Genomic DNA, 20,913 nt, shown 5'->3' with positions numbered 1-20,913 from the left:
AGATTGCTGATATATTCTCACGAAACTTTTATATATGAATATTCAAAATAATATCAATTATGCTTTCATAAATCGTCTCGCTTTCTACATATATATACTATCTATAATTTTGGGTTGGATATCTTGGATGTGGTTATCGGAAAAATTGGAATATTCAATCAGAGGCGGCTTAATTAGTAATTTTTATTTTGTGATTTCAGTTTTAATTATTTCTATCGTAGCAGTAATTTTAATTTTCAAATCGAATTTATCTCTTTGGTTAAAATTTGGATTATCCATACCTCAATGCTTGGGAATATTACCATTAACTTTATTTATTATTCAATCATTGATAGTAATTTTTATTTTTGGAGCTGGATGTAGAACTGACTTTGTTTCTCCTAGTGGTAATAAGTCAATCGCAATTAGCGAGACATGTTTTATGGACTGTCATCATACTGTTTTTAGACATTATTGGATACTGGAGAAAAAAATCGGTTCAATCTCCTCTAATGCCGATAGAGTATGCAAAACAGAGAATGATTTTCAAATAACTTGGAATTCCAATGAAACTGCAATCAAATGGCAAGATAATAATCTATTAGAAGGAAGTTTAGTAATAGATTGAGAAATTGAATTACGAGGGTAATTTACAGAGGGAGTAATACCAATTTGCAATAAGGGAACCTTTTTCTGTGCAGAACTAGCATTGTCAAACTTTCTCCAGATTTGCAGATTCAAGGAAACTTCGATCAATATATAGGACATAAATGTAATGCAATCCCTAAAACTGCTTTGAACAAAGGAAATCGCAACTGTCACTAATTGCGATCGCAATAAACTACAAATCAAATCTGCTAACGCCACTCAGTACACTTTGCCAAACTAATTCACTAATTGGATTCATGATTTTAGGCGAATTTGAAAGAACGATGTTACGATCCTGGCGAATCACACCCAGGAAATCAATTGTGCCTAAACAATTTTTTAATCTCAAGTGGTTGAGATTTAATCGTACTTCTTTCACTCTGTTTGCGATTCTATTTGCAATAGTTGTAATAATTGCCCTCTGCTTTCGAGACGATTGGATTAGACCGTTACTGGGCGACGTTTTAATTGTCATGGTGATTGCTTACTTTGTTCATGCTTTTATTGCAGTTCCATTACGGAAGGTTGCTATTGGAACTCTCATATTTGCCTACTTGATTGAGTTTCTTCAGTTTCTGAATCTCATTGATATTTTAGGCTGGCGAAACTCCCAACTAGCTCATTTAACAATTGGATCTACTTTCGACTGGCGAGATTTGGTTGCTTATACGCTGGGGATTGCGATGGTTCTCCTCACTGCTAATCGTTTGAAGTCATAAACCAGTACCTAAGATAGTTGTCAACAGTAATTTTACAACCACAAAAATCTGCTTGAGTGATTTCTGCTATTTTTCCTGCTGAAATGTAAGCACATACAACAGTCTTTACTAAGATAATTTACGGTAATTTAAGTTTTGCGTTGCTTCCGTAGATATTTATACGGAGATTGTTATTCTTAAACAAAGCATAATCATTTCATTAAGGAAATAAAAAAATGAACAGTTCTAAACCCAATCAGCTAGGTGTATCCGTAGTTATGGGCGCTTTGATTATGTTAACCAGTGTGAGTATTATCACAATTATGAATATGTTCTAGGTTGAATGCTGAGAATTTTTGCAAATAAACTTTACAAAACCCTGTGTGGTACTGCACAGGGTTTTTATATTTTGTTATCTCATCACTGTTTTGTTATTGACAAATTAGTCTGAAAAGTCTTGCTATATATAAATTTGAGCATTTTTATTCTCAGGCTGTGATTTTGGCTAAAGATACTTGCAGTCTCAGGTTTAATTTTTTTAACTATATTGGCTAGATACTATTCCGGATTTGTACTGAGTCTACTGAGAATAGGAAATAAATCTGTTTAATCACTTCTAAGCGAAATGAGAGCAAATTTCTCTACTTTTAGCAAATGAGAAATTTGAGATTTTATTGTCCATAAGCATAGTTGCATTCCAATTTTAATGTTGGAATCAATTTTCATGCTGTCAGGATAATAAATATTCATTTCATTAGCGCGATAGAAGAAGATTGACCAAACATTAACATAAGCTTGACTGCTTTGAAATGCTAGTTTTTGGCTTATGCGATTTTTGGATAACTCATCAGTTTTGCAAGGTTAATAACGTTATGACAACAAGATTTTTTCGGGGAATTAATTACACTGTTGAATCATTAGTGGGAAGTGACCAAACTTTTCAGAGCAATCAAAAAAATACTTGGTTAGAAGTTTTAGGTACGAATAACGTCATCACAACTGGTAGAGGTAATGATGTCATTTTGGAAAACCTGAAGTTCCTGTTTATTAGTAATTATCCTCCTTATGTCGGCCCCGCAATTTTTTATGGTGGTTATGGTGTGATACCTGAAGCATCAATAAGAGGTACTACAACTATTGACACTGGACTTGGTGATGATTTTGTTGTTTTAGGAGAGGGCAATTATATTGTTGATCTCGGTCAGGGTAACAATATTATTGATGGTACTGGTACTTCTGGCAATATCAAAATATCGGCTGGCAACGGCAATAATATTATTGATATGACAGGAAGTGCTGATTCTCAAATTAATCTTGGTAATGGTAATAACTCAGTTTATCTAGGAGCAGGTAATGTCTCTGTGTCTACAGGTTCAGGAAATGATTTGATTACTACAACTATTAATGGGGCATTTACAATCTTAATTGATATTGAATTTTTTGGAGCAGAACCTTACAAACAAACTATTAATGCAGGAAATGGCGACAACCTGATTAAAGTAGTCGTGGCTGGGGAAACAAGTATTACAACAGGCTCAGGGAAAGATTTCGTTTTAGCTACCTCTGCAAATATTGAACTTTTTGATGGAGCGCCTAATTCTGATGTTGTGGATATTCTGACAGGAAGTGGTAGCGATACTGTCATTACAATTGGCACTAAAAGTTTCATTAATTCTGGTTCTGGAGATGATTTAATCATATCTGGTCGGGGCGACGACACAATTTTTACAGGAAGTGGTCGTGATGTAGTGAATCTTCGCGGAGACACTTTTTTTGCTCCCGCCCCTATCCAAGACCTTGAAGAAATATACTTTTCTGAAGCTACTGTTCAAGGAGGTGGCAATGATACTGTTTATTTGGGAAGCGGTAATAAAACAGTAATTTTGGGAAGCAGTGGCTTTGCTACAATCTATGGTTTTGATAAGAAGGATCGTTTAGATGTTAGCGGTTTAAATGCCACTTTCACGCAAATGGGAAATGACACACTCATCAGTTCAGGTGATCATTCTTTGGGAATTATCAAAGACTACACAGGTTCAGTAGCTTTGGTTTAACAGTTAATTCAGAATTAGATTGAAAATGCCTAAAGCCACTGAGGAAGGCGGGAAACCCGTCTAGCACAGTGGCTTATTAGGTAACTAAATCTTGGTGGGAGTAGATTATCATCTCAAGGCTTCGGCTAAGTATAAACTATTTGCTAAGGAACAAAGATAGCTTTTGCTTGATCCGTAATACTAGGTTTTGAGCTTGTAAAAGTTAAAAGAAGCTTGAGGATGAGTGACGGATGCTAAGAAAATACACTGGCAATACTAAAGCAAAAAATCTAAAGCAGTTTTTCATAACTCTTACCTTTTTAACTCCACTGTTAATTACAATTCCGGTTTACGCCAGCAAGCCGGAACATATCAAACAACTAATAGATACAAATAACTGTGCGAAATGCGATTTAAGCGGGGCAAATTTTAGCTGGAAAAATTTGCTGCGTGCTGATTTATCGGACTCTAATTTGAGTGGTGCGGACTTAAGTAATGCAGATTTGAGTGGCGCTAATTTGCGTAATACTAATTTAAGTAAGGCGAAACTATCTCGCGCTAATATTTTTCGGGCTAATTTGGAAAAGGCAAACTTAAGTGATGCTGATTTGAGTAGCACTAACTTGAGTGGTGCTGATTTGCGGAATGCGAATTTAACTCGTGCTGATTTGACTAATGCTGACTTGAGTGGTGCGAATTTAAATGGGGCAAATTTGCAAGATGCTAACTTGCGGGGTGTGCGGTTTGATAATGTCAACCTCCAAGGTGTGAATTTGAATGGTGTTGATTTAAGTAATGCAGATTTGCGGAATTTTAACTTCCGTGGCGTGTCGCTAAATGGGGTTAACTTAAGTCGGGTGAATTTGAGTGGTTATAACTTGAGGGGTATAGAACTGAAAAATGCCAATCTCAGTTATGCAAATTTACAAAATGCTGATTTGAGTAATGCCAGATTGAATAATACTGATTTGCAGAATGCTAATCTCTACAATGCAAATTTGCAGGGTGCAGATTTGATTGGCAGTAAACTTAATAGTGCCAATTTGGATAATGCAGATTTAAGGGGTGCAAATCTGGATGCTGATAGTTTACCTCAGAATATTCGTGCTGATGCTTTGGATTACAGCCGTTGGGGAAATACACTCAGTGGTCAAAGAAGATATCAAAATGCGATCGCCTATTACAACAAAGCGATAGAATTAAATCCTAGAGATGCTCAAATCTATACTAGTCGCGGTTCTGCTCACAGTAAGTTGAAAAATTATCAAGCTGCGATCGCTGACTACAACAAAGCAATTGAAATTGACCCTAGTTATGCAAAAGCATACAGCAATCGTGGCTTAACTCGCATTGAACAAAATGATTATCAAAGTGCGTTAACTGATTTTGACCAAGCCATTCGCTTTGACCCCAACAATGCGGAGGCTTATAACGGACGCGCCACCATTCGCCGCATTCAAAAAGATTATGCCGCAGTGATTACCGAAGCTTCCCAAGCTATTAGAATTAATTCTAAATTTGCCGAGGCATACAATAACCGAGGGTTAGCGCGGTTTGCTATGCAAGATTATCAAAGCGCGATTCAAGATTATGATAAAGCTATTGATAACTCTAGTGGTTGGGCTTGGGCATATTTTAACCGGGGACTTGCTCGCGCCGCTATCACTCAGCATAAAGATGCAACTAAAGATTTTGACCGCGCTATTGAAATTGATGAGAATTATACTGAAGCTTATTATCAACGCAGCGTTGCTAGGTTTAATCGTAAACGATATGAGGATGCAATTAAAGATTGCGATCGCGTCATTCAAAGAGACCCCAATTATGCCGCAGCTTATGAAAACAAGGGCAATTCTTTATTAGCACTGAAAAAGAAAGCGGAAGCTAAACTCGCTTTTGAACAAGCGATGAAAATCTATTCGCAAAAACAAGATAACCCTAGTTTGGAAAGATTACAGCAAATCGTTGCTGGATTGTAGGGAATACGTAAAAGAATGAAGAAACGAACCGCAAAGGACGCAAAGGGCGCAAAGTTATAAGAGTTTAAGAGAGTTTTAGCTTAGTCCGCGCAGGCGGACTTTGTTTTTATAGCCGCGAATTTCATTCGTTAGGGCTATGTGCTTCTCCCTTCCCTTGTCCTCCTTGTCCCCCTTGTCCTCCTTGTCTCCCTTGTCCCCCTTCCACTTACACCCCCTCCGCGCCTCTGCGTCTCTGCGTGAGACAAAAAACCGAGTTCCCGCATTTCTCATGTGAGAGAGATGCTGAGATTTCTATATATTGAGATTATAGAAATATTGAGAACACAAATTTGGCTGCCACAATGCTTTGGAAATGGTGCTTAAGACTCTTCGTAATACTCTTGGGACTGTGGCTGTTATTAGATTTCGCTTCCCGTCTAGGCGCAGAAATTTTTTGGTTTCAAGAAGTCGGTTATTTGCAAGTATTCTTATTAAGGTTAGTTACTAAGTTTGGTTTAGTATTATTTGTCACGGTTGTGAGTGCGGTCTATTTATGGGGGAATTTATGGTTAGCACAAAAGCTAAAATATCCCGCATCTTTGAAAATTGCTCAAATCAAGCGTGAAGAAGCTGGACTGAGTGCAGAGTTAAAAAATTTGCTCAGTCCGCAATATGCAAAATATGATAACAGTCAAATCACTTACACAGGTGTATTACCAATTAAACTGCGCTGGCTTCTACCTTTAGTTGTCATCTTCAGCTTGTTAGTGGGGTTAATGTTGGCGCACTACGGTCAAATTTCTTTTGCTTATTGGCAAGCTTCGGCTAACAAAGCTAGTTTACCTGTGATTTCGTTGTTTCGCCTAGAAACAATTTGGGCGTTGGGAAGGCAAATTACAACTCAGGTTTTATATGGTGCTTTAGTCGGGGGTGTAGCGATCGCTATTTTAATGTATCCACGCTGGTTATTAACAGCGATCGCGGGTACATTTAGTATTTTATTTGGTTGGATAATGCACCAGAACTGGGGAAAGGTTCTGCAATATTTTTATCCCACAAATTTCAACTACTCTGAGCCATTATTTAACCAAGATATTAGTTTCTACATCTTTTCTCTACCAGTTTGGGAATTGATGGAACTGTGGTTAATGGGTTTATGTTTATTTGGGTTCCTCGCCGTTAGTCTTACCTATCTGCTTTCGGCGGAGAGTTTAAGTCAGGGAATTTTCCCTGGGTTTTCATCCCAGCAACAGCGTCATTTGTATGGGGTGGGTGGCTTGTTAATGCTAGTTGTCGCTTTGAGTTATTGGCTGAGTCGTTATGAACTTGTTTATTCTCAACAAGGTGTGAGTTATGGCGCTAGTTATACCGATGTGACAACTCAGTTACCAGCTTACACCGTGTTGTGTGTGTTAGCAGTGGCGATCGCATTTTACTTATTAGGGCGGACAATTTTCTGGCGACCAAAATCAACTTATCGCAAATTTGTAGGTTACGGGTTAAGCGTTTATTTAGCTGTAGCTGTGGCGGCTGGCGTGATTTTACCCCAGGTAGTGCAGTATTTAATCGTGCAGCCAAACGAATTACAGCGAGAAGAACCTTATATTAAACGGACTATTGCTTTAACTCGCCAAGCTTTTGATTTAGAAGCCATTGACGCAAGAACCTTTAACCCCCAAGGTACTTTAACCGAAGCTGATATTAAAGCCAATGACTTGACAATTCGCAATATTCGTCTGTGGGATCAGCGTCCACTTTTAGATACTAACCGCCAACTGCAACAAATTCGTCCTTACTATCGCTTTCCTGGTGCAGATATTGATCGTTATACTTTAGAAGCAGAAGCAAATGCACAACGACCAGGTGCGCCTGCAACACCAACTGCACCAAATGAAGCAGCAACAGAATTAATAGAACGGCGACAAGTTTTAATTGCAGCGCGAGAATTAGATTATGGTGCTGTACCCCAACAAGCGCAGACATGGGTAAACCGTCATTTAATTTATACACATGGTTATGGATTTACTTTAAGTCCGGTGAATACAGTCGCCCCTGGGGGACTACCAGAATATTTTGTTAAAGATATTGCTGGGACTGCGAATGAAGCCCTAACAACTTCTAGTACTGCAATTCGAGATAGCATCCCGATTGGTTTACCCCGGATTTATTACGGAGAAATTACGAACATTTATGTAATGACTGGTACTAGAGTCAGAGAATTAGATTATCCTAGCGGTAGTGATAACGCTTACAACATCTACGATGGTTCAGGTGGCATTTCTATCGGTTCTCTGTGGCGACGTTGCTTATTTGCAATGTATTTAAAAGATTGGCAAATGCTGTTTACGCGGGACTTTTTGCCAGAAACCAAGGTATTATTTCGCCGCAATATCAACCAACGCATTCGCGCCATTGCACCTTTTTTAAAATTTGATAGTGACCCTTACTTAGTCGCGGCTGATCCTCGCATTGGTACTGGGTTTCCTGGTGCAGAAAATTATCTATTTTGGATTGTTGATGCTTACACAACGAGCGATCGCTATCCTTATTCTGACCCAAATAACGATGGAATTAACTATATTCGTAATTCCGTTAAAGTCGTGATTGATGCTTACAACGGCACTGTTAATTTTTACATTGCCGATGCTACAGATCCCATCATTCAAACATGGGCTAACATCTTTCCCAAGATGTTTAAACCTCTGAGTGCTATGCCTGCAACTATCCGCAATCATATCCGCTATCCAGTGGACTTTTTTCAAATTCAAGCGGAACGGTTGATGACTTATCACATGACAGACCCCCAGGTATTTTACAACCGTGAAGACCAATGGCAAATTCCTAACGAAATTTATGGTGATAAAGCGCGACCAGTGGAGGCTTATTATTTAATTACTGGTTTGCCGACTGTTCCCTTTGAAGAATTTATCTTACTGTTACCCTACACTCCCAAACAACGGACAAATTTAATTGCTTGGTTAGCAGCGCGATCAGATGGCGATAATTACGGTAAGTTATTGTTATATATTTTTCCCAAACAGCGCCTCATCTACGGTACAGAACAAATTGAAGCACGCATTAACCAAGACCCCGTAATTTCTCAGCAAATTTCTTTATGGAATCGTCAAGGCTCAAGAGCGATTCAAGGAAATTTGTTAGTCATTCCCATCCAGCAATCATTATTGTACGTCGAACCAATATATTTAGAAGCAACTCAAAATAGTTTGCCCACATTGGTGCGGGTGGTTGTCGCTTACGAAAATCGCATTGTCATGGCGCAAACTCTCGAACAAGCACTAAAAGCTATCTTTCAACCAGAAGTCACGCCAGAACCTGCTATTGTGCGTCCCTTTGAAGAAGGAACTTCAACTAGCCAGTAATATTGTGACATGCAACGTCTATAAAACTTAAGCAGCAATTTGGTATCAATTTTATTCAATTGTTAAATATCTGCCATGCACCATTAACAAATTCATGATATTTATGAAAAGCATGAGTTGTTGTCATTCTGACTGAGAAGCAAAGTTATACTCTTGCTTGGTTATTCATGTTTACCCCTAATACTAAGTTGCGTTTAAACATAATTTCTGACTCCCTCTCACCCCATATAAAGACGTTGTATACAACGTCTCTACAACTTTGATTGCAACTTAGTATGAATTAGGAATGCTATATGCTAACGCTGCTGACATTTTCTCAGAACCACTTAGAAATATTTTCTGGTAAAGATGTTAATGCCATCCTGAAAAGAATTGATGGTTCGCATAATATTTGGTTACGCTGTCTTCATTTCCGCGATCGCACCGGAACCGCTAAAATTATCAACCACTTTCACCTCGACCCATCCCGCATCGACATGATTTTTAACCATTCCTTCACCGGAATTGATGAAGACATGGAAGATTGTTTATTTGATGGCTATGAAATTTTAACTCACCAAATCAAAAATCGGGAATTTCAAGTGGCGCGGGGTAGTATTGTTTTAGGGCGTAACTTTATTATTACCTTTGAAACCACAGAAATTAAAGTTTTAACTATATTGCTAAATAATATTCAAAAGCAACACATAGAAATTCAAAGTTGGGGTGTAGATTACCTGTTATATTTAATCTCGAAAGATATCTTAAATAATTACCATACTGTATTTGATTATATTTCGCGGCAACTTGATGATTTAGAAGATGAAGTCTTAGCCAACTCTGGCAATGAAACAACTTATCAGAAAATTGCTGCTATGAGACAATCTACACGTTCTGGGCGGCGCAATTTTCAAAATATCAAATCACTGCTGGCAATGATGAATTATGATGATATTCAATGGATTAGCCAACCAGTCAAAGAATTATTCCATCAAGAATTAGGATATCAAATTGATAACCTCTGGCAAGAGTACCAAGCTTTACGCGCTTGGATGTCAGAATTAATGGAAATTCAACGCGATAACATCGCCAGTAAAACCAGTGAACGCATTAATCGCTTAACTATTCTTTCCACGACATTCTTACCCATTACCTTTATTACTGGCTTTTATGGCATGAACTTTAAATACATGCCAGAGTTAGAAAAACCTTGGGCTTACCCAGTCGTAATTAGCGTCATAGTGTTAATTGTGATTTGTAGTATTACCTTTGCTAAACGACAACGTTGGTTGTAAGTATGAGTCCTCTAAAAAATAAATTGCTTGCAATCACAATGTGAAGCAACGCATTGGCAATGCGAAGTGACACATTCGCATTGCAAGGCGACACATTCGTAATGTAAGACGACACATTCGCAATGCGAGGCGACACATTCACAATGTGAGGCGACACATTTACATTGCGAAGCGACACATTCACATTGCAAGGCGACACATTCACATTGCGAGGCGACACATTCACATTGCGAAGTTAAAAGGAATATTCTAAAACAAAGTCAGAATATACAAGAGCGAAAATAGGATAATCCAGATAATATCTACAAAGTGCCAGTAGATTTCTGCCATTTCAATGCCAGTGTGTTTAGTAGCAGAGTAATGACCAAGACGGCGCGATCGCCACAGTACACCCAGTATCAACAACAACCCAATAAATACGTGCAAGCCGTGAAAACCTGTCATTAAATAAAAACAGTTGGCAAACACATTAGTAGTTAGCCCATATCCCAAAGTCCAATACTCATATACTTGACCTGCTAAGAAAATCGCTCCCATCATTGCAGTGATACCATACCACAACCGCATTCCCGTGACGTTGTTTTTCTTAATTGCTGTATCACCCAAATGAATCACAAAACTACTAGAAACTAAAATGATAGTGTTAATGGTTGGTACAAGTAATTCAACTTCTGTACCTTCTGGTGGCCAAACTGCGGTAGCACCGCGTAAATAGAGATAACTGGCAAAAAAACCACCAAACATCAATGACTCGGAAATTAAAAATGTCAGCAGTCCAAATACTCGCAAGTCTGGATGTGCTTCGTGGGAGATTTCTGGTGTGTTAACAGTTTGCATAAATTTTTAATTGTGTTCAAAGTTGTCATTTGTCATTTGTCATTTGTCCTTTGTTCTTTGTCAATACAAATGACGAATGACAAAGAACCAGGACTTACGCAAAAATTCCTAAAAGGCTTAATTTATCGAACCGCCAAGTCGCCAAGAACGCCAAGAAACTGTAGAGTCTGCGTAAGTCCTAAGAACAAAGGACAAGTAGTTAAACAATTTCAAGTCACTGGTGCAAGATTGGAATTAACCTCTTCACTGCGACCGTAATCATAAGGGCCGTGAGTTACTACAGGTAAAACTTCCCAATTTTCAATGGCTGGTGGTGAACTGGTTGTCCATTCTAAAGTCATGGCATCCCAAGGGTTATCTGTGGCTTTTGTCCCATACGCCCAACTCCAAATAGCGTTGAAGAAGAATGGTAGTACAGAGATGCCCAGAATCATTGCGCCAATAGTACAAAGATGATTGATTCCCGCAAATTGAGGGTCATACATAGCAACTCGGCGTGGCATTCCTTGTAACCCCAGTTGGTGCATTGGCAAAAAGGTGAGGTGAGTACCGACAAAGGTTAAAGCAAAATGAACTCGTCCCCAAGTTTCATTCATCATCCTGCCTGTCATCTTAGGAAACCAATGATAAATTCCTGCATAGATGCCAAACACTGAACCGCCAAATAAAACGTAATGAAAGTGACCCACAACATAATATGTATCGTGGACATGGAGGTCAAAAGGTGCTGTACCCAAGGTTACGCCACCCAATCCGCCAACGACAAACATCGATAACAAGCCAATTGCAAATAACATGGCACTGGTGAAGCGAATTTTGCCACCCCAGAGAGTCGCCACCCAACCAAAAATCTTCACACCAGTGGGAACGGCAACAATCAAAGTAGAGATGGTGAAGAACATCCGCATCCAAGGGGGTGTACCACTGGTAAACATGTGGTGTACCCAAACAAATAACCCGATAATACAGATTGCCAAGCTAGAATAAGCGATCGCTTTATATCCAAATATCGGTTTACGTGCATGAACAGGAATCACCTCCGACATAATGCCGAAAATGGGCAGAATCATTAAATATACTGCGGGGTGAGAATAAAACCAAAATAAATGCTGATAAAGTACAACATTTCCCCCAGCATCGGGTTTAAAGAACGAAGTGCCGAAATTAATATCAAATAATAACAGTACCAATCCCGCCGCTAATACTGGGGTAGAAAGCAAGGCTAAAACGGAAGTTGCTAAAATTGCCCAGCAAAATAACGGCATTTGCGTCCACTGCATACTGGGGACTTTCATCTTTAAGATGGTGACGACAAAATTTAACGCCCCCAAAATTGAGGAAGTTCCCACCAAAACAATTGCTAAAATCCACATTGTCTGAGCAGTATTAGCTGTAATTAAACTCAATGGTGGGTAAGCAGTCCAGCCACTTTGAGAACCACCAAAGAAGAAGCTTCCTAAAAGTAAGGCACCTGCGGGTGGATTCAACCAAAAAGCGATCGCATTTAACTTGGGAAACGCCATATCTCGCGCCCCCACCATCAACGGGATAAGAAAATTGCCAAATCCACCAATGGCAGCCGGCACAATCCACATAAAAATCATCAATGTGCCGTGGTTGGTCATGAAGGCGTTATATAAATTGGGGTCGAGGAAATCTGCATCGGGTGTATTTAATTCGATGCGGATGGCCATCGCCATCAATCCGCCAATTAGATAAAACACAAAGGCGGTCACTATATATTGAATACCGATGACTTTGTGATCAATATTAAAGGTGAAGTAGTCGTACCATTTCCAAGCTTGTGGGTGATGGGTAACTTCTACTTTGGTTTGTTGAGTTTCTAATTGTGTCATAGGGAAAAGGAAGACAAGGGGGACAAGGAAGACTTAGTAATACCAATCCTGTATGAAGATGCACTGAATTAAAGAACGAACCACAAAGGGCGCATAGACGCGATAGCGGCTTCCCGCAGGGTAGGACACAAAGAAAGAAAAGATAAAAGATTAAATGTAGCCTCACATAAAATTGGTATAAGTATTGACTTTCGTGTAGCGGAATTAAGGATTTACAGCGACGGTTTGATCAATTTCTGGCTGTTGGGCGACTTGGTTTTCTGCTAACCAGCGATCGTAATCTTCTTGGGTGTGGACAACTACAGAAGTACGCATACTGCCGTGATAGCCACCACAAAGTTCGGCGCACACTATCGGGTAAGTTCCTGTTTTAGTCGCCGTAAATCTTAACTGTGTAGCTTGTCCAGGGATTGCGTCTTGCTTTAACCGGAACTGCGGCACCCAAAATGAGTGAATCACATCATTTGCAGAGATGTTAAGTAATACATCTTGACCGACAGGAACGTGTAATTCTCCAGTGTTGACATTGCTATCGGGATAGTTAAATAGCCATGCGTACTGTATTCCAGTGACGTTGACGACAACAGATGGTGGTTTACCTTCGTTTACAGGTGTAGAACCAATCCCAATTGAGTTAGATTTTGCTTCTGCCATCATTGCTGTGTGACTCATACTGTGATGGCCAATCTCATCCATGCCCCCCATTTCTGTGTAAACATCTACACTGTAAATTCCTAGTCCAATCACAATAATTCCAGGAATGAGAGTCCACAAAATTTCTAGGGGAAAGCTACCTTCAATAAATGCACCATCGCTATTATCGCCACGACGACGGCGAAATTTAATTACAGAAAATGCGATCGCTCCTTGTACTACCAAAAATAAAGCAGTACCAATGGCTACCATCACGTTAAAGAAATTATCTACTAAAGGCGCTTGCACCGAAGCTTGTTCTGGCAGAAGATGATTATTCTGTCCCACCCACAAGCTAATTAAAGTAATTAAAATACCTGCGATTAAAGTTATAATCCCAAGGGGAATTTGTTTCATAAAATTATTTCCTCTGGATAAGGACTTCTCTGCCAGATTCTTTCCAACATTTCAACTTGTCTTTGTAGCACAGCCGCACGATAAATCAGATATCTGTCGTACAATACAATTCCTAAACCAAAACCTATAGGGGCAAAAAACATCAACCATAGCACAACATTGATAATTGTCTTGTTAGCATCAGTAATTAATTGTTGGCTATCTTTTACTACATAAAGTAAATGTTTTGTTGCCATAAAATCGAGATGTTCTTGCCAAACCACGCTTATGACTCCCAAAGCCGGAGAAAGCACTACTAAGGTTAATAAGCAGACTTTTAGAAAATTCAAAAGTTTGGGTTTCATCTTGGCACTAATTAGCTTTAGCACTTTGGAGATAAACAGTGTTATATCAGCTACTTCATGGCTGATTAGCAATTATTAAGCCTGTACTCAACTGTTTAAATCTTTACCTGATAAGGGTTCAAAAGTTTTTTTAGTGCGGGGTACTAGTATTTTTCTGCTATTTACGAATATTTACATACAGAGTTACTGGTGTCTCTGTACTCAATCCAAGGTCTAAATAATACTTATAATTTTGTAATTTTTGTATAAAATCACACAAAATATTAAAATACACTTAATATAAATTCAATAAATTAAGTAACTCTCACAATATGCTTTTAATCTAGGGAAAAGTTACTTATAAAATCAATTACAAATTTTCAATTAACGCAACTTCGATATATTCGGAAAAATTATCTTTAAACCTGTGAAAGTGAGAATTAGATTGTCAAAAAATGGATATTTAACTGTTGACAACTTTTGTTTTATTTATAAGATGTAAAATGAGTATCAAACTTCAGAGCCAATCTGGGCTGGGAATAAGCTGATGAAAATTGATTAACTGCGTTGTAGATTCCGATAATGTTAAAAGAATATAAAAATTGGCTTAGTCGTTCAATACAAACAAAATGATTTTGATTTGTTTGTTACAAAAGTTACTAATATCAATATTGAGGATAGTGCTAATTAGTAATAATATTGAATGATTTCAATAAGCAATTTTGTGGCGATCGCCCAGAAAATTTACCCGAATATTGATCTACAAACAGAACCACCATAAAAAATGATTTATAAAATAAACCTTAAATTTTAAGTGATTTTCTACAGACAAAACTATAAGGACAGAATGAAAATTACTCTATTGTCTTAAAAAATGACTTGTGAGTTAAACGCGCAACCTTTTTCAGTTTTTATCTCCCTTTTTTAATATTCACTTGAAAAATTGCCTCTAAAGCTCGTAAATAAAGCAGATTGCAGGTAAATGAGGTACAAATTTTAACAAAAAAGCTATATACCAAAGTTTTCAATTCTGCCTGTTTCCTGCTATACCTACAGCTTTAGTTAGCAATTAGCATTGCTACCTGAAAATCACTATTACAAGACTATGCCTTACGCTATTACTAATCGCTGTATTCAGTGTGATAATTGCCTTCCTCAATGTCCTCAAGGTGCAATCAAACTTATGGAAGGTGAGTACTGGATTGACCCGATTTTGTGTAATGACTGTCAAGGTTATTCCATACCACAGTGTATAGTTTCTTGTCCGGTTAACTCTCCAGTGCCTTATCAAGCAAAAAAGGGCAGATGCAAGAGTGATGCGAGAATTACACCTAGTGCCAAATTGTTTGCTGACAGTAAAAGCCATCCTTTTGCTTCATCGATTATTATTTGGGAATTGTGCAATGTTTTGGCACAGCGACAGTCTCTTTTGTGGGAAAGTAATACAGCCGGAGAGTTATATTATCAACGACAAATTAATAGCGGTAAAGGTACGATCGCTGTTCAAATTACAGACAGTATAGAACAAGAAGCGCCAATTGCCCTGAAAGGTACAGAAGCCTTATCTGCGATCGCCGCATTTGATATAAGATCAGCTTGTATGCACTTGATTTATGCGGCTCATGCCACTAACCTAGATCAGCCTTGGCAAGAAGAGTTTATCATTAGCGATCGTCAAATTGAAGAATATCTAGGACTAGAAAAACGCAAAGACTTAAGCAAATCTGCCAAACTGGCTTTAATTAAAGAACTAGCTCAACAACCATGCAAACTTATAGCTTCTATTAACATACCTCCCCAAAGAAAAATTAAAGGAGTATTTTTAGAAAAAAGCCGCTTGTGGCATTTATTAGAAATTCAACACCACTTTCAAGCAGACGAACTAGGATGCAAACATCTGATTGGATTAACTTTCAAAATTAAAGCAGGAAAGTGGGCGCAGTATTTTCTTAATAGACAAGCTTGTAAAGAACGGACAGCTTTTTATCAGTATGGTAATTTGCCCAAACCTCTACTCAGCGCAATCATGAGCATTTGGCAGCAGCATGAAGGTGCAGCGCGGATGATGCTGTGGTTATTATTTAAAACCAAAATGGGTAGGGAACAACGCATTACAATTCCTACCCTGATGAAAGTTGCTTACGGCGAACAAAAACTTAGCCAAGTCGCTTTGCTACCAGAACATCGCCAACGTTTATTAAGAATATTTGAAAGTGACTTAGAAGTCCTCAATCATTATGGACTCAAACCTCTATTCGACCCAGTTACCTATCCTTTAGAAATTCAACCTTTGTGGACTAAGCTAATTGATATTCCCGAAGATGCAGAGGCAGCATTAGAATTTTGGATAGATGATGCTAGTAATGGTAATCGCTTAACCGATGCCGCTCCTCGTGGTAAATGGAATCGCTTAATGAATGCCCGCATCTTATATTTTGAGATGCCATCACAATGGCAAAAACAACTGACGAAGTCTAAAAAGAAGCGAACTAGTCACCGCAAAACCAAGTTAAAACCGCAAATTGCCCTCTCTAGAGAAAATATTCTGGAGTCAAGAAAAAAGTTAGGGTTAAGCCAAAGAGATTTAGCACAACTCACAGGCAAAAGTCAGAGTTGGATTCGTGACATTGAAAATGGACGTTTTCAAGCTAAGTTAGAAGACTTAATGTTATTGAGAAAAGCCTTGGGAATGAATTAAAAAATGGGTGTAAGGGTTTTGAACACTTACACCCTTACACCCAATATATTAATAGCCAATCAAGTGTAGGACATCACGAACTACGCTATAGCCAGCTAAGTCCCACAGTAAATAAGCCAAAAAACCAATTGCAGCTAAACGGCCATTCCAGAGTTCGGCTTGGGGAGTCCAACCAAACAAAAATTCATTGCGATCGCGTCCATTATAAGCATTAGCAACTGCTGGTAAATCTGTAGAGGAACGAGTTTCACGAGTTTCCATGATTTTTCTCCAAAATTAAGCTAATGTTGGCAAATTTTTCTTTAGTAACCAATTAGATGTAAGACATCGCGTAGGACGCTATAACCTGCTAAATCCCACAGTAAATAAGCGACAAAACCAATTGCGGCTAGGCGACCATTCCAGAGTTCGGCTTGGGGAGTCCAGCCAAAAATAAACGCATTGCGGTCTATGCCGTTATACTCTGTAGCAACTGGTGGTAAATTCGTGGAGGAGCGAGTTTCCATTTGTTGATTCCCAATTTATTTGTTACTTAACTTTACGTTAGCTATTTATCACTAGCCTGCTTTCCGTCTGGAGGAACAAACTCTAGCCACCTCTCATGGACGATACAAAAAGCTGGAAACTTGTAACATCTATTTCTTTAGATGGTGATCAGATTCATATTTGTAAATAAATGTAAATTGCTATTAACTAATTTCTGGATAATTTAGGATGAAATCAGAGGATTTCGCCAATATTAATCAATAGAAATTAAATACCGAAATATCTGTCATTACAGGTATTTGGCTGTCATAATTCCAGCGTTCTCCCAAAATTAAATCTTTCGGTTCATCAAACTTCTATCCGACGCTAGATATATTATTCAAACTTGAGATGGATGATCAAATCGCCTAAATTGCCCGATTCTGAGATTTACAAGAGTTAGGTATGGCGATTGTTAACACATATTAATTGCATAGTTGCTGCTCAGATGATTCTGATATCTCTCCAAAGTTAAACATTAAAAAATAAGGAAATACAATGATTCAAAGTACAGGCATTATGTTGGGACTCTACAAACCATTGTTATGGGTAGCACAAATTTCTGTAGATCCCTCCAACGTCACGCCAGCGCAAGCATCGGTGCTAACTTCCGGGCCGCGCTTTTTTGTCGCCTTAATTTCCGGTGTGATTTTGGCTTTTGCTTTTCAATTAGTGCTAACCAATCTCTCCGTGGCTGCTGGTATTTCCTACTTAGGACATTCCTCAGATTCCGATTCTAGTCATGGGGAAACAGGCAGTTTTGGCGGTACCATTCGCAAAATTGGTACGGCTGTAGGAATTTGGACGCTAGTTACTGTTACTATTGCCTTATTAATTGCCAGTTTCCTAGCAGTAAAATTAAGCTTAGTGATTTTTGACCCCAGATTAGGGGCAATTCTAGGGTTAGTGATTTGGGGTGCATATTTCTTATTACTAGTGTGGGTTAGTTCCACTACTGTGGGTTCCTTAATTGGTTCAGTGGTGAATACTGCTACCTCTGGTTTTCAGGCGATTATGGGTACTGCTACCGCCGCTTTGGGTGCGAAAGCCGTGAATCAGCAAGTGGTAGCCACCGCCGAAGCCGCTGCCGCTGCTGTACGTCGAGAATTAGGTAGTGCAATCGACCCAATTAGCATTCGAGAAAATGTTGAAGATTACCTAGAAAAACTGCGTCCACCAGAGTTGGATATCTCGCAAATCCGGGGCGAATTTGAAAAATTACTCAATGATCCACAATTAAAAGCGATCGCCGGTAGCCCTGATTTACGCCACATCGACCGCCAAAAATTTATTGATTTAGTCAGCAGTCGCACCGACCTTTCTAAACGCGACGTTAACCGCATTGCAGATACACTACACAATGTTTGGCAGCAAGTGGTAGGACAACAGCCGCCTGTTCAAGACCGTTTAGGGGAATTAGTTGACTATCTCAAATCTTTACCACCAGGACAAACTAGAACCGACGAACTCAACGCCAAACTAGAACAGTTAATTGCGGAAAGCCGTTCCGCGAAACAAGCTGACCAAAAAGCCACACCAGGCCCCATTCAGCAGACACTCCAGCAAGGTTTAACGGCTTTAACTGGTATTGTTTTGGGACGCACTGATTTATCAGATATTGATGTGGAAAAGATTTTACAGTCTCTAACCACCGCCAAAGATAAAGCCACAGAACAAGCTGATAAATTAGGACTTCCCGTACCTTCCCAACCTTACAGCCCAATTCGCGCTGACATCGAAAATTATCTGCATAACACCTATGCTTGGCAACTCAGCCAAGAAAGAATCGCCCAAGAATTCCGCGATGTGATTTATGACCCAGCCGCCGACCCTGGCATAATTAAAAGAGAATTAGACCGCCTGTCTCGCAATGATTTTGTGAGGATTCTGCAAGATAGAGGCTTACTTACCCAAGATGAAATTCAACGCATCGCCGACCGTCTAGAAGTTGTACGTCAATCAGTCGTAGTCACAGTTACAGCCGAAGAAGAAAGGGAAATCGCCCAAGATTTGCAACGGCGAGTCGAAAGTTATTTGTTGGTGACACCAAAATCAGATTTAACTGCGGAAGGTATTGAACGGGATTTTCAGTCTTTGTTGTCCGATTCTGATGCAGATGCTGAAACACTGTCACGCCGTTTTGCAGTGATTGACCGGGCAGAAATGCGACAAATTCTGCTGGAACGCAACGATGTGCAAGTATATGAAGTTGAACCAATTTTAGATGAATTGGAAAGACAACGCGATCGCGTTTTAATTACTGCCCAAGGTATAGCAGAACAGGCAAAATATCAAGCAGAAACCCTGTGGTTGAATGTAGAATCATATCTGCGGAACACAGGTAAAGCAGAATTAAACCCTGATGCAATTCGCGCCGACCTCAAGCGATTATTAGAAGACCCCCAAGCCGGGATGAGTGCGATTCGCGCCAGATTGTCTCGTTTTGACCGCGATACTTTAGTGCAGTTATTAAGTCAGCGCCAAGATTTGAGCGAAGACCAAGTTAATAACATTATTAATACTGTGGAAGATTCTTGGCACAGTATTCGTCACGCACCCCAAGCCGTCGCTGACAAAGCCAAAGAGCAATATGATTCTGTGATGACGACAATTACAGATTATCTGCGGAACACTGGCAAAGCAGAACTCAACCCCGAAGGAATTCAACGAGATTTAGATCGCTTGTTTGCCAATCCCAGAGAAGGTGCGATCGCTTTGCGGCGACGTTTATCCCAAGTAGACCGCGATACCTTAGTCAAATTGCTGAGTCAACGGCGAGACTTGAGTGAAGAACAAGTCAACCAAGTGATTGACTCGATGCAAACATCCATCCGCAATATTGTACGTGCGCCCCGCCGTTTGGCTACTCGTACTCAGCAAAGAATGGATACATTCAAAGCTTATCTAGAAGAATATTTGCGACAAACTGGCAAAGAAGAACTCAACCCCGAAGGTATTAAACGTGACTTGCAATTATTGTTGCATGATCCACGGGTCGGAGTAGAAAGTTTGAGCGATCGCTTGGCGCATTTTGACCGTTCTACCATCATCGCCTTACTGAAAATTCGGGAAGATATGAGCGATGAAGAAGCCGCCAGAATTGCAGACAATATAGTTTCTGTCCGGGATCAATTTGTCGAACAAATACGCAGTATTCAACGCCGGATACAAGATGTCGTGGATGGGATTTTTGCCCGTATCCGTAACTATCTCAATTCTTTAGATCGCCCAGAACTCAACTATGATGGCATTAAACGGGATGTGCGTCAGTTATTCGATGATCCACAGGCGGGATTTGATGCCTTGCGCGATCGCTTATCTGCCTTCAACCGTGATACCCTAGTCGCCATCATGAGTTCCCGTGAAGATATCTCCGAGGAAGATGCAAACCGGATTATCGACCAAGTGGAACGCGCCCGGAACACAGTCTTACAACGCGCCGAACGCATCCAACAAGAAGCACAACGCCGTTTAGAAGAAGTCAAACGTCAAGCCCAAAAGCAAGCCGAAGAAACCCGTAAAGCCGCGGCTACAGCCGCTTGGTGGTTATTTGCTACCGCCGTTGTTTCCGCAATTTTCGCCGCCTTTGGTGGTGCGATCGCTGTTTTGTTTGTCTAGCTTAAAAACTATCTCCGCTAAAATTTTAGCCTCTCA

General features: G+C 39.5%; 14 protein-coding genes. 8 read left to right on the top strand and 6 right to left on the bottom strand.

Going from position 1 to position 20,913, the window contains the following annotated elements; genetic code table 11:
• The first annotated feature begins 34 nt into the window (after positions 1 to 34).
• From H6G75_RS07120 to H6G75_RS07095, 6 genes are all read left to right on the top strand, one after another.
• Entirely contained in the window at positions 35 to 607 is a 573-nt protein-coding gene (locus H6G75_RS07120; protein ID WP_242051472.1) for a hypothetical protein, read from the top strand.
• 343 nt (positions 608 to 950) lie between these two features.
• Positions 951 to 1,346 (top strand): DUF2809 domain-containing protein, encoded by a 396-nt coding sequence (locus H6G75_RS07115; protein WP_313934811.1) that lies wholly within the window; start codon positions 951 to 953, stop codon positions 1,344 to 1,346.
• Between the two features lie 851 nt (positions 1,347 to 2,197).
• Positions 2,198 to 3,379, top strand: a complete 1,182-nt coding sequence (locus H6G75_RS07110) for a calcium-binding protein (RefSeq protein ID WP_190979246.1) — start codon at positions 2,198 to 2,200, stop codon at positions 3,377 to 3,379.
• 230 nt (positions 3,380 to 3,609) lie between these two features.
• On the top strand, positions 3,610 to 5,337 hold the full coding sequence (locus tag H6G75_RS07105; RefSeq protein ID WP_190979245.1) for a pentapeptide repeat-containing protein: 1,728 nt from the start codon (positions 3,610 to 3,612) through the stop codon (positions 5,335 to 5,337).
• Positions 5,338 to 5,678: 341 nt separating this feature from the next.
• Positions 5,679 to 8,696: a UPF0182 family protein gene (locus H6G75_RS07100; RefSeq protein WP_190979382.1), complete on the top strand. Its 3,018-nt coding sequence runs from the start codon at positions 5,679 to 5,681 to the stop codon at positions 8,694 to 8,696.
• A 293-nt stretch (positions 8,697 to 8,989) separates the two neighbouring features.
• Positions 8,990 to 9,970 (top strand): magnesium transporter CorA family protein, encoded by a 981-nt coding sequence (locus H6G75_RS07095; RefSeq protein ID WP_190979244.1) that lies wholly within the window; start codon positions 8,990 to 8,992, stop codon positions 9,968 to 9,970.
• Positions 9,971 to 10,219: 249 nt separating this feature from the next.
• Here the strand turns inward: H6G75_RS07095 and H6G75_RS07090 are convergent, their stop codons facing one another.
• The 4 genes from H6G75_RS07090 to H6G75_RS07075 all read right to left on the bottom strand — a co-directional run bounded on the left by H6G75_RS07090 (position 10,220) and on the right by H6G75_RS07075 (position 14,057).
• Positions 10,220 to 10,807: a heme-copper oxidase subunit III gene (locus tag H6G75_RS07090; protein ID WP_190979243.1), complete on the bottom strand. Its 588-nt coding sequence runs from the start codon at positions 10,805 to 10,807 to the stop codon at positions 10,220 to 10,222.
• 209 nt (positions 10,808 to 11,016) lie between these two features.
• A complete protein-coding gene (gene ctaD / locus H6G75_RS07085) occupies positions 11,017 to 12,663 on the bottom strand; it encodes a cytochrome c oxidase subunit I (protein WP_190979242.1) in 1,647 nt (548 codons plus the stop codon).
• 204 nt (positions 12,664 to 12,867) lie between these two features.
• Positions 12,868 to 13,713 (bottom strand): cytochrome c oxidase subunit II, encoded by an 846-nt coding sequence (gene coxB / locus H6G75_RS07080; protein ID WP_190979241.1) that lies wholly within the window; start codon positions 13,711 to 13,713, stop codon positions 12,868 to 12,870.
• Positions 13,710 to 14,057: a hypothetical protein gene (locus H6G75_RS07075; protein ID WP_190979240.1), complete on the bottom strand. Its 348-nt coding sequence runs from the start codon at positions 14,055 to 14,057 to the stop codon at positions 13,710 to 13,712. The genes coxB and H6G75_RS07075 overlap by 4 nt, the downstream gene beginning before the upstream one ends.
• Before the next feature lie 1,084 nt (positions 14,058 to 15,141).
• On the opposite strand from H6G75_RS07075, the gene H6G75_RS07070 reads away from it, so the two are divergent.
• Positions 15,142 to 16,734 carry a helix-turn-helix domain-containing protein gene (locus tag H6G75_RS07070; protein ID WP_190979239.1) on the top strand — a complete coding sequence of 531 codons (1,593 nt, stop codon included), beginning with the start codon at positions 15,142 to 15,144 and terminating at the stop codon, positions 16,732 to 16,734.
• 48 nt (positions 16,735 to 16,782) lie between these two features.
• Here the strand turns inward: H6G75_RS07070 and H6G75_RS07065 are convergent, their stop codons facing one another.
• Positions 16,783 to 16,995 carry a high light inducible protein gene (locus H6G75_RS07065; RefSeq protein WP_062295009.1) on the bottom strand — a complete coding sequence of 71 codons (213 nt, stop codon included), beginning with the start codon at positions 16,993 to 16,995 and terminating at the stop codon, positions 16,783 to 16,785.
• 41 nt (positions 16,996 to 17,036) lie between these two features.
• On the bottom strand, positions 17,037 to 17,240 hold the full coding sequence (locus tag H6G75_RS07060) for a high light inducible protein (RefSeq protein WP_190979238.1): 204 nt from the start codon (positions 17,238 to 17,240) through the stop codon (positions 17,037 to 17,039).
• Between the two features lie 517 nt (positions 17,241 to 17,757).
• Here H6G75_RS07060 and H6G75_RS07055 point away from each other — a divergent pair.
• Positions 17,758 to 20,877, top strand: a complete 3,120-nt coding sequence (locus tag H6G75_RS07055) for an MFS transporter (RefSeq protein WP_190979237.1) — start codon at positions 17,758 to 17,760, stop codon at positions 20,875 to 20,877.
• Positions 20,878 to 20,913 lie beyond the last annotated feature (36 nt).

Source organism: Nostoc sp. FACHB-280 (assembly GCF_014697615.1).
In the GTDB taxonomy this organism is placed as follows: domain Bacteria; phylum Cyanobacteriota; class Cyanobacteriia; order Cyanobacteriales; family Nostocaceae; genus Nostoc_B.
The sequence above is the reverse complement of the archived record's forward strand: the minus strand, read 5'-3'. Positions and strand labels throughout refer to the sequence as shown.

Excerpts from the sequence above, each read along its gene's own strand:
- H6G75_RS07090 (WP_190979243.1), bottom strand. The coding sequence starts at position 10,807 with ATGCAAACTGTTAACACACCAGAAATCTCCCACGAAGCACATCCAGAC.
- H6G75_RS07105 (WP_190979245.1), top strand. The coding sequence starts at position 3,610 with ATGCTAAGAAAATACACTGGCAATACTAAAGCAAAAAATCTAAAGCAG.
- H6G75_RS07060 (WP_190979238.1), bottom strand. The coding sequence starts at position 17,240 with ATGGAAACTCGCTCCTCCACGAATTTACCACCAGTTGCTACAGAGTAT.
- H6G75_RS07095 (WP_190979244.1), top strand. The coding sequence starts at position 8,990 with ATGCTAACGCTGCTGACATTTTCTCAGAACCACTTAGAAATATTTTCT.
- coxB (WP_190979241.1), bottom strand. The coding sequence starts at position 13,713 with ATGAAACAAATTCCCCTTGGGATTATAACTTTAATCGCAGGTATTTTA.
- H6G75_RS07110 (WP_190979246.1), top strand. The coding sequence starts at position 2,198 with ATGACAACAAGATTTTTTCGGGGAATTAATTACACTGTTGAATCATTA.
- H6G75_RS07100 (WP_190979382.1), top strand. The coding sequence starts at position 5,679 with ATGCTTTGGAAATGGTGCTTAAGACTCTTCGTAATACTCTTGGGACTG.
- ctaD (WP_190979242.1), bottom strand. The coding sequence starts at position 12,663 with ATGACACAATTAGAAACTCAACAAACCAAAGTAGAAGTTACCCATCAC.
- H6G75_RS07055 (WP_190979237.1), top strand. The coding sequence starts at position 17,758 with ATGATTCAAAGTACAGGCATTATGTTGGGACTCTACAAACCATTGTTA.
- H6G75_RS07065 (WP_062295009.1), bottom strand. The coding sequence starts at position 16,995 with ATGGAAACTCGTGAAACTCGTTCCTCTACAGATTTACCAGCAGTTGCT.
- H6G75_RS07070 (WP_190979239.1), top strand. The coding sequence starts at position 15,142 with ATGCCTTACGCTATTACTAATCGCTGTATTCAGTGTGATAATTGCCTT.
- H6G75_RS07120 (WP_242051472.1), top strand. The coding sequence starts at position 35 with ATGAATATTCAAAATAATATCAATTATGCTTTCATAAATCGTCTCGCT.
- H6G75_RS07075 (WP_190979240.1), bottom strand. The coding sequence starts at position 14,057 with ATGAAACCCAAACTTTTGAATTTTCTAAAAGTCTGCTTATTAACCTTA.